At 69.0% G+C, this 2,933-nt stretch carries 1 protein-coding gene; it reads right to left on the bottom strand.

All coding sequences use genetic code 11. The features are described from left to right. Positions 1–2,933, bottom strand: a 2,933-nt coding sequence (locus KDH83_RS30150; protein ID WP_212322590.1) for an RHS repeat-associated core domain-containing protein, incomplete at both ends; no start/stop codon positions are given.

Below are 2,933 nucleotides of genomic sequence, written 5' to 3'. Positions count from 1 at the left end.
ATCATGAGCACATCGACCCCGACCCCGCCCATGCCCGCCACGGCGCCGATGCGGGCGGCGCGCAGCGCGGAGCCCGAGCCCTCGCCTCGACCCGCGCCAGGGTGGGCCACGGAGTGCCGCGGCGCGCCCCCAAGCGGCGCTTCCGCCTCGTCATCTTCCATCAGCATGTCGACATTCTCATGCACCACGCCCTTGACGGCCCCGGACCAGATCTCCCGGCCCAGCTCCGCGCCCGAAGCGCCTTGATGATCCATCGCGTAGGACGCGGCCTCCAGCCCGGCGGCATCCGCCCCGGCGCTCACGACCGCGCCGGCCAGCACCTTGAGTATGCCGTTCTCCGTCGCGGCGGGAATGATCGGAGACACGAATCCGTCGAGCCATCCCGACACGGCGCCTGACGTCGCGCCGGTCTGCATGGCGCGCGACAGGTCCGACCAGTTCCAGGCGCCACCCGCCTTCGCCAGGTAGTCCAGGCCGGAAGTCCCCGCTCCGGTCGCCGCGCCGCTGATGGCGCCTCCGGTCGCGCCCACCATCATCTTGGTGGCGACGGTCTTGGCCAGGGATGCGCCGCTCTGGCGCTCGGCCGCCGAGGCAAGCTGTCCCCCTGCGATGTCGGCATCGCCTTCGACCGCCGTGTCCAGGCTGGCAACGGCGGCATCGGAGGCCCCGGCCGTCACCGCCGACGCGGCCACGCCCAGCACCGTCAAGGCAGCCATGCCCAGGTACATCCCGAACAGGCTCCAGCTGAAATGCCCGGTCGGATCGATGTGATTGAGCGGGCAATTGAGCTCGAAGGCGTAGCGGTTCCAGACATCGGCGCGTTCGGGACGGCTCGATCCCAGCCGCGTGTCCGGCGTCAGGAACCTGCCGGCCGCGGGGTCGTAGCCGCGCGCGCCAAAGTCGTACAGGCCTGTCTCGGCGTCCCAGATCCGGCCTTCGTAGCGCAACAGCTCGCCCGATGCCGGCAGGGGCAGGCCGAAGCCGTCGTAGGCCGTGCTGGACAGCAGCACGCCGTTCTGGTCGAAGCGATGCGTGATGTTGCCCTTGCGATCGCGTCGCAAGTAGTAGCGCTGAACCACGCCGCCCCGGGTCAGCAGGCAAGCGGCCTGTCCCAGCCGGTCGACCATGGTCTTCACGACCCGGACCTCGCCGTCGCGGCCCACTTGCTCCTGATAGGCCTGTCCCACGTAGTAGACCGTGCTGCCGTCGGCCCGCGTTTCCTTCACGCGCCGCCCGCGTTCGTCCGACCAGATGCGCCGCAGCAGCTCTTTGTTGCGCGTCACGCGCGCCAGGCGTCCGAGCCCGTCATAGCCGAAGGCGAGCGTGCCGCCATCGGTCTCGAGGCTGGCGGTGCGCCCGCAGGCATCCTGCGTCGCGCGGCAGACCACCGCATCGCCCACGCGGATCAAGCGCGCGAAATGACCGTTGTAGTCGGAATACTGCCTGCCGTCCTTGGACAGCAGGTCACCGCCGGGGCCATAGGCATAACGGCCATTGCCGCCGGGAAATCCCGGCACCTCGGCCGCCACCAGGCGTCTGTCGGCATAGGCGAAGGACTCGCTGCGCTGCATGACGCTCTCGGTTTCGCGCAGCAGCTGCCCGAGCGGATCGTATTCCATCGAAAATGACAAACGGGGCGCGTCGTCATCCACCACGATCCGTTCGCTGTAGCGCAGGCCCAGCGGGCTGTACTTATATTCCGCGCTGAGCCGCTCGCTCAGGTCCACCTTGCCCGGATTGCCCGTGGCCGAGGCCCGCTCCAACGGATAGAAGAGCAACGCGCCATCCAGCTTCTGCCACTCCATCACCCCATAGGTGTAATACCGCTGCAGCGCGCTGCCGTCCGGATAGCGCTGCCACACCCGTCGTTTCAAGGGATCGAAGGTCGCGGCCATGACGAAGGGCGCCGGCGCGCCGGCGATCTCCGTGGTTTCGCCGCAGGTATTGCCATAGCAGTCGTAGGCGTGGCGACGCGACAGCTCCGCGGACGCATCGGCCGCCAGGATCGTCACCGTGGCCAGCTTGCCGTTGCCATTGACCGAGGCGTCGTCGTAGGTCTGCCTGATCTCGCGCCCGTCGGACAGGCCACGGCGCGTGACACGTCCCAGCGCGTCGTAGGCGTAGCGTTCGACGCCGCCCGCCGCGTCGGTGATCGACGCCAGCATGCCCGTGCCGGCATCATGCAGGTAGCTCAGGGCGTAGCCGTGGCCCGTCGTGTTCTGGTCCGGGTTGTCGTAGCGCGTCTTGCGGCTCAACGAGTCATAGCCGATGGTATTGACCACGCCCGCGGGATCGGTGGCGCGCAGCATCCGGCCCAGCGCGTCGTAGACGAACCGGGTCTGCTCCCTGCCTCCGGCGCCGCCGTCGGCGCGCACCTGGCGCAACTCGCCGTGAAAGAAATGCGCCGCCGTTTCCCGCACATAGGCCTGTGGCGTGCCGGCCGCTTCCGTGACGATCTCCCGTTGGCCGGCGCGGTATTCCCAGGTCGTGACCGAGGACTCGCCGCCATTCCTGCCGACCGGCGTGTCCTGCCTGAGCGGCCTGCCCTGCGCATCGTAGGACCAGGTCACTTTCCACGGCGCCACCGCCTTCGTCAGGTTCGCCTCGAAGAACGGCAGGCTGCGGCTTGCCGGCTTGCCGCAAGCGGCATAGGTGGTCAATACGGCGATATTGCCTTGCGCACGGCCGCTTTGCGTCGCGGCGAGCGCCACGCGCCCCAGGCCGTCGACATAGTGGCGCTGCCACACCGTGTCCAGCCGACCGCCGTCGGGAAAGGACTGCAGGACATCGCGCTGCGCGTACAAGCCGCCTTCGCCATCGTTCAGGTAATCCAGCGACTCCAGCGTCAGCACGGCCGCCTGGCCGAACGCCTGCGTGCCGGTGACATGCGCCGTCACGCGGTTCTCGTCGCGCTGCTTGCAGCCCGCCGGCAC

Origin of the sequence: Achromobacter sp. Marseille-Q0513, from assembly GCF_018195695.1 — a bacterium.
Taxonomy (GTDB): Bacteria; Pseudomonadota; Gammaproteobacteria; order Burkholderiales; family Burkholderiaceae_B; genus Achromobacter.
Note: the sequence above shows the minus strand (reverse complement) of the source record. Positions and strands in the feature narration are given on the sequence as shown.